Annotated in this window: 6 protein-coding genes; 4 read left to right on the top strand and 2 right to left on the bottom strand. The window is 54.4% G+C overall.

All coding sequences use genetic code 11. From position 1 onward, the window contains the following. Positions 1-218 precede the first annotated feature (218 nt). Both ACMGFG_RS24100 and ACMGFG_RS24105 read right to left on the bottom strand, forming a co-directional pair. Positions 219-1334, bottom strand: a complete 1116-nt coding sequence (locus ACMGFG_RS24100; RefSeq protein ID WP_436932833.1) for a trypsin-like peptidase domain-containing protein — start codon at positions 1332-1334, stop codon at positions 219-221. Next, a complete protein-coding gene (locus tag ACMGFG_RS24105; RefSeq protein ID WP_436932834.1) occupies positions 1327-1716 on the bottom strand; it encodes a phage NrS-1 polymerase family protein in 390 nt (129 codons plus the stop codon). The genes ACMGFG_RS24100 and ACMGFG_RS24105 overlap by 8 nt, the downstream gene beginning before the upstream one ends. A gap of 129 nt (positions 1717-1845) precedes the next feature. On the opposite strand from ACMGFG_RS24105, the gene ACMGFG_RS24110 reads away from it, so the two are divergent. From ACMGFG_RS24110 to ACMGFG_RS24125, 4 genes are all read left to right on the top strand, one after another. Further along, on the top strand, positions 1846-2337 hold the full coding sequence (locus ACMGFG_RS24110) for a hypothetical protein (protein WP_436932835.1): 492 nt from the start codon (positions 1846-1848) through the stop codon (positions 2335-2337). Further along, positions 2334-4022 (top strand): M48 family metalloprotease, encoded by a 1689-nt coding sequence (locus ACMGFG_RS24115; protein WP_436932836.1) that lies wholly within the window; start codon positions 2334-2336, stop codon positions 4020-4022. Before ACMGFG_RS24110 ends, ACMGFG_RS24115 begins: the two co-directional genes overlap by 4 nt. A 333-nt stretch (positions 4023-4355) precedes the next feature. Then, positions 4356-5960: an Hsp70 family protein gene (locus ACMGFG_RS24120; RefSeq protein WP_436932837.1), complete on the top strand. Its 1605-nt coding sequence runs from the start codon at positions 4356-4358 to the stop codon at positions 5958-5960. Further along, positions 5961-7133 (top strand): J domain-containing protein, encoded by a 1173-nt coding sequence (locus tag ACMGFG_RS24125; RefSeq protein WP_436932838.1) that lies wholly within the window; start codon positions 5961-5963, stop codon positions 7131-7133. The last annotated feature ends 100 nt before the right edge of the window (positions 7134-7233 follow it).

Below are 7233 nucleotides of genomic sequence, written 5' to 3' on the forward strand. Positions count from 1 at the left end.
CCGTATCTCAGAGCTTTCGAACTCCGCCGTGAACTCTACAGAAAACCAGGCGACCAAGCGCTCAAACACGCTCTCGACGCCGCGCTCTGAAAATCAACAACGTGCTTCACAAGAGCGTTACTATAATAACTAGCTATTGATATGGATGTGCGTTCCCTGAGAGTTCCGTCTATTTAATGGTGATGTCCCGACTACCGTCAGTAGATACCGATACAGCGTCAGTCAGTCACGTCATCAACGAATTCCATCACTGACTCAATTGGATTATGTGTCGCGTAGGTTTCGTCGTCGAATGATGTCCGGACTGAGTCCGAATCGGGCTTCGGCCTGTTTGCATCCGAAGAGGATCGCTCATCATCGATCTCACCACCTGTGAGACCAACAACTTCGCCAGCGAGATCCACGACAGGCGACCCACTCGACCCGGACATAGTCGGAATCGAGGTCAGGAAGCCAAAGAACGAATTCTCCTCGATATAGCGACCAAGTGATATTGTCCAATTACCAACAAATCCTGGATGACCAACCTGAACCAACGGCTGGTCTCTTGACAATTTGTCTGAATTTCCTGTTTCGAGTATAGGACCGGTCCGATCTGCTCTAATAATCCCAATATCGATATGTCCCAAGTCGCCGTAGGACCCGTGATGAGAGTCAACGACGGTTGCCGAAAAGGGTTCCCCATCGGGCAACCAACACGTGAACTCTTCGGCAGAACCAACAACGTGACCGTTAGTCACGATGAGGTCGTCTTTGAGGAACCAGCCCGTCCCTATTGAGTAGCCTCGCTCGCGCTCCGCTCGTAGATGAACAACAGAATTTCGAGTCGAGAGACCAGTTTCCTTCGCCAAATCCAACACCTCGTCGGAATACTCGTTCGAAGACCCGGATAGTTTCGATTCAAGTGAATCAATACGGTTCTCTCGCTTCTTCAGTTTTGATTCAAGGTCGTCAATACGTTGTTTTCGTTCCTCGAGACTGGATTCGAGTGCCCCGACCCGGTGAGTCCGGTTCTTCAATTGGTACTGTAGTCTTTCAAGCCGCTCACGTTCGGCGGAGAGTTCACTCTCCAGCGTCGAAATTCGCTGCTCTTTCTCTACGACCGTCTCCAGAAGCTGGTCAACCCGCTGCTGGAGGGCCTTTATTTTCGCCTCTGTCTGCCGTTCGGTAGCCGTCTCTTCAAGTGTACCGGCATCACTTTTTGCTGCTGTCTGCGGTTCCCCCCCGGACGAAGAGGAGTTCTTCTCGGCACCACCGAGTGACGAACAGCCGGCTATTCCGGCAATTGCCAGCGCGGTCGCCTTCAGTGCGGCCCGTCTCGTCTGGTTATTCATCGGTTGCTCCGTACCCGGGGTTATAGGATTCGTCGCCCAGCAACTTACCTGCTGCTTCTAACAACTCCCCGTAGTCATCCTGTATCTCGTCACTATTCGCCCGATAGAGGCGAGATCTCTCGAATAGGCGAACGACTTGTCCAAGGTCGTGACGGGCCCACCACCGAAGGTGAGTGAACAGCGCGAGAGTCGCCCTGCGCTCTGAATCGTACCGGCTTGTGAGTCCTGGTTCGGGCCACTCCTCGGTAAACAGACATTCGAATTTCTGCCCGTTCTCGGCGTGATACGCCTTCTGGATCAGTTCCGCGTCCGAGAGCACTGAAACACCGAGTGGTGGCACGTCGCTGTCCTCCGAGGTTTTGGCTGGTGGAGTCGATGACATCCACTTTTCTGTTTCTCTCGTGGATACATAGTTTGTATCAAATTACAAACCAGAACGCCTTTTCAATCACGCCAAATATCCACAGAGAGGAATGATTTACAATTCTGTAATCGAAGATAAGAGGTAACAATGAGTGTCGAGTGGAGCACGATCGAGCAGGTCAGAGTCCAGTCGGAGCGCTTCCTTCCGCTTCCGGCGAACGTGTACGAGGTCGTTGGTCACGATCACCCGATCAAGGGGCCAAGCGTTTTCTGGAACTATGAGGAGAACGCTGGTATCACGGTTCTCTCGAAAGATTCGCTCCAGAACGACCGATACGTCGACGTAGCACGCACCAAGGTCTACGACATCGATTCAGGAGAGACGGGGCGTGGTCGTATTCGGGCACCGTCCGATCTCGATGCGGTCCTTCGGTCGAAGTTCGTCGAGGGAAACGTGTTCTATCACTTCGCGCACGGCTCTATGGAGGAGACGGAAAACCCGTCGATGTACCTGCTCTCTGCCAATCAGTTCATGAGTCTACTCCCGGATGGCGTTTCGGGAGCCGTCGCGGAGGACCCGAAGCAGGACGACATTCACGATGCTCTGGTCCAGCTTCCGGCGTTCCTTCCTGACGTATGACCCTGTACCGGGAGGGGTTTCGATTCTCGATTCCGCTGACAGTAGTCGAAGAGACGTTCACACAGCAATACGGTGAACCGGAGGCCGGTCCCGGTGGAAACGACTATACATGGCCCGTTCATTCGGGTCTCGTTTATCGATACGCAGTCACGCTTGACCGCGATACTGGTCTCTGCACTGCGAGAGTCAGCACGATGCTCCCGTATCGTTCTTTCGCGACCATCGTCCCGCTTCTCTCCCTCTGTCTATATTTTGTAGTCGACATAGCGGGTCTCCTCGCCCTCTCGGTTGCCTGTATCGGGCTCGGAATGCTCCCTCTGACTCCGATGATCCCCTGGGTTCCCCTGTCAGGCGTGGATCTCGAATACGAGGTTGTCGTCGAAGAACGAGCGGTGACACAGTATGGCCTCGCCCCAGTTCTGACAAGTTTTGCACTGCTGATATCCATCTTCGAGAGCCTACTTTTCAAGGCACAGATCGCTATCTTCGGCTGTTTGGCGGTGGCAGTCTACTCGTATCAGTCCGGGCTGTTCAGAGGGATGTTTTCTGACCAGTTCACGATCGTCGCCCTCCCGATTACTGCTCTCGCTCCTCTCGTCGTCACAGTCGGGAACTTGTACCTGCTTGTGCTCGTCTCTCAGTTACCGTTGAGCCTCTCCACGGTTTTGGTCGTCGGTCTCTGTGTGTCCACACTGTTGTTTCTATGGCTTTTCACGATCACGTGCAGGAGAGGTATCGATGTGATCGAGGCGGTCTCGATACGGCCGCTACGCTCGCCAGTTTCCCGTCTGCTGTGGTTGTCCATCTTCACGGGGACGACCTTCGTGCTACTAGCTTCGTTTGTTTTCTCCCTCCTGCTGTTGTTACCGGCCAGTATCGAGTTACCGTACTGGATACCCAGTCTTTCCTCTACTGTTTCCACGGCTGAGATTCCAGTCCCGAATGCGCCAGATCCGATTCGGCGACTCTGGGTGTGGTCTGTATTTCTAATGCTGGTGTCTCCCACGATCCTGCTCGGACTTGTCTGGGTCAGTTCCACGAGCTCGAGGCTATATTCGAGGATTCGGCTGCTCCGTTCAATGACACGATTTCCCAAAGGTAAACTTGGATTCGATCCCGGAGTTCCGGTGTACTCCGTGCAGTCATCGGGCCAGTTTGCGTATGCGTTGCAGATCCCAGGTATCGAGTCAGGGATCCTTCTGGGCTCCGAAACCATCGAAGGACTGGAAACGGACGAGCTCCAGGCTGTTTGTGCTCACGAGCTGCATCACCTCGAACGAAACGACGCGAAGACGATCTTTCTCTCCATGCTCGCCGGAATCCTGCTCGGCGGCCAGAATGTGCTTCTGGCCTTCTACGACCTCCCACAGATGGAGGCCGCCGCCGACAGGTATGCTGCCCAGAAAATCGGTCTCGATCCTACGATACGAGCGCTCAGGAAGATGGAAACACTCTCACAACCGGCGGCTCCCATGGGTCAGCGGCCTGACGGCCTCCCAGGATTCCAGATACGTTCAACCGGCAGATCCGGATTGCTACCGAAATCGACCCTGCTATCCCAACTTCTATCCGACGTTCAGAGTGGGCTCCAGGCACCCGAGGAGTTGCTCTATGGAGACGCTCTCGTGACAGCTGCCCACCGCTCGGTCGATGAACGGATTCGGGAACTGGCGGCAAATGAGTGAGTATCTGTCCGCTTCGCTCGCCGTCACTCGAACATCAGGTCTCTTTACACGACTGTAAATTTTCTAGCTTCCAGAACGATTGTGCTGGAGCCTACGCCCCACACATACGTAAATTGATATACGTTATCTATTCAGCGGCTATATGGTGAAATGGATGACACCGAAATACTCGCCAAAGATCTGCCCTGTATCGAACCCTATTCAGACTCTGACAGCTGTTGCTGTTAATATTAAACTGAATGGTGAGACGGGCTGTAATATTCGCCCAGAGATACTGGGTTCCAAAGTTTCATGTAGAGTCAACCGAGTGTCAGCAGTAAGAATCATAGACCAATGAACCAATCATATTCTGTCGGAATCGACCTGGGCACGTCGAATAGTGTTATTGCCTACCCAAACGGTGGAGGTCTCGATGTCCTAACGAATGAGCGTGGAGACCGAAAGACACCGTCTGTCGTAGCCAGCAGCGACGGAGAGATGATAGTGGGGAAGCCGGCGGTAAATCAGGCGGTAAAACAACCTGAAAAGACTATATATTCTATCAAACGGCGTATGGGTGAACCCGAGTATCAGGTCGAACTAGATGGACGCACGTACCGGCCAGAAGAAATCTCCGCTATAATTCTGAAAAAACTGGTGGCTGACGCCGAAACAGAGTTGGGGGCATCGATAACGGACGCAGTAATCACGGTCCCAGCCTATTTCAACCATCGACAGCGGGAGGCGACAATACGGGCTGGAGAACTCGCCGGACTAAACGTAAAACGGCTTCTCAACGAACCGACTGCAGCCTGTCTCGCCCATGGACTCGGTGAAGAGAATGAAAAGTTAGTATTCGTTTATGACTTGGGTGGTGGCACGTTCGACGTCTCTCTCGTCCGTATCGATGACGGCCTCTTCGAAGTATTGGCGACGGACGGACAGACCGAACTCGGTGGAGAAGACTGGGATTCGAAAATTGTGTCCGGCCTTGTGAGTCACGTACAGGAGGAGACCGGTACCGACGTGAAAGGCAACCCACAGACGATGCAGCGGATCTGGGACGCTGCACAGGAAGCCAAGCACGACCTCTCTTCGCGGGATCGGACGACGATATCGATTCCCTTCCTTCTCTCCGGTGACGAATCCTACAACCTCGAGAAGTCACTTACTCGCGACCAGTTCGAATCGATGACAGAACCACTCCTTGAGAACACGATCGATATCTGCGAGACGCTCCTGCAGGAGTCTGATGTTCGCCGTCGGGACATAGACGACATCATCCTCGTGGGAGGGGCGACGCGGATGCCGATGGTCAGGGATCGACTCACCTCCCTCTTCGGGATGACTCCGAAACTCGGGATCAATCCCGACGAGGCGGTCGGAATGGGTGCTGCTGCCCAGGCCGGGATCATGCAGGACTCACTCCCTGTCCCAGCCGATGCTGATCCCGCCCCAGCCGATCCGAGAGCTGAGACGGATATCGTCTCTGCCCCGACAGACCAGAACAATGCAGAACCCATGAAGGCGCTCGACGATGTCGTCCTGCTGGACGTTACCTCGAAGACGCTCGGGATAAAGGCCCACAAGAACGGCGAACCGGGATACTTCTTCCCACATATCGAAAAGGACTCGTCGGTCCCCGCGTCCGCGACCGATACTTACCACACTCTCCACGACAATCAGACCGAAATAGTAGTCCCGGTCTATCAGGGCGAATCAGAGCGAGCCGAAGAGAACGAGTTACTCGACGAGTTCTCTGTCAGTGGCATCCCGCCTGCTCCTGCAGGTGAAATGAGTGTCGAGGTCACGTTTCAGCTCGATCGCGACGGTGTCCTTACCGTGACAGCCGAAAATCCCGACAGTGGGTCACGAAACGATCTCACGATCGAGTCGGGTATCGATTTCACGGAAGAGGAGATGACAGAGCTTCGGTCGAATCTCCCGGAGGTGCGGTAAATGAGTACATTCTACGACGTTCTCGGAGTCGAACAATCTGCCTCGGATTCCGAGATCAAGGATGCGTTCAAAGAACAGATCAAACACTATCACGGCGACCAGAGCGGCCGCGAGGATTCCGACAGCCGCGTAATGGATATCAATACTGCCCGGGAGGTGCTTACAGAGAATCGTTCTCTGTACGATAGCCAGGGCCACGAGGAGTTCGTGAAGAGGCACGACGTGGAAATCAAATGTGGCTGGAAGGACGGCAGCCCGGTCCCTGAGTCCAAGGCCTCCGAAGAAAATGCGACGGACACCACCGGGGAGGAAGAGGGATCGGACGACGATGAAGAAACGTCCCACGACGAGGATCAACCGAGTAACGAAGACAGATCCTCAGACGAGTGGCCTTCTGGCGAGGACATCAAGGACCGGACAACTATCGCCGAAGATGAGGATGACGATGATGAGAGCGAAGATATCGATGATGTTGAAGCCCCGGAAACCCTCGCTCCGGATGTCAGTCGCCGCCGCCTCATCCAGGCGGGAGTTGGAGGCGTAACGGTCATCGGTGGACTGTCGCTCGTCGGACCAGTACTTTCGTTCTTCGGCGGCGGTGCCTCGGCCTCCAGTAGCACAGAACTCTGGTCACACGAGGTGAGTCCAGGTAGTGATGTCAGTGCGATCCATCACACGGGTGACCGAATTATCACTGCTGCCGAGACTGGAATCATCGAGTCCCTTTCTCTCGATGGGGCCGAACAGTGGAGTACTGATACTCGTGACCGGGTCTCAGATGTCGTCATCGACGGAGAGAGCATCTACGTGGCCGGAAGAAAGACCATCTACTCACTCGCACTCGATTCGGGAGAACAGCGGTGGGAAGCATCACCAGCACTGAGTGAGAGCGAATTCGGAATCACAGTGTGGGACAGGAGTCCGATCGTGTCTGGGTACGACTCAGACGCGGAGACCTACAGACTCATCGTCCTTGACGAGGAGACAGGCGAACCGAACCACTCTCACTCACCACCTGTTCAGATACGAGAATCACCCGTCCGTGCAGGCTCGAATCTGGTCGTCCCCGGGGACTACCGGACTGTCTTTTACGAAAACCCCGTCAGTGAGTCATTGACAGAGGTTGGAAGAGTAAACTACGATAGCAGTGAAGAGGCCGTGTTTAGACGCTAGTAAGAGCGGCTAAATGTCTAACTTACTAGGAAGTGAAGCGGGAAAAGCCGGTTGTGTCATCCAAGCTGGCCCGCTTCACTGATCGGGTTGTCTCGCTTGC

Origin of the sequence: Halosimplex halobium (assembly GCF_051414055.1) — an archaeon.
Classification (GTDB): Archaea; Halobacteriota; Halobacteria; order Halobacteriales; family Haloarculaceae; genus Halosimplex; species Halosimplex halobium.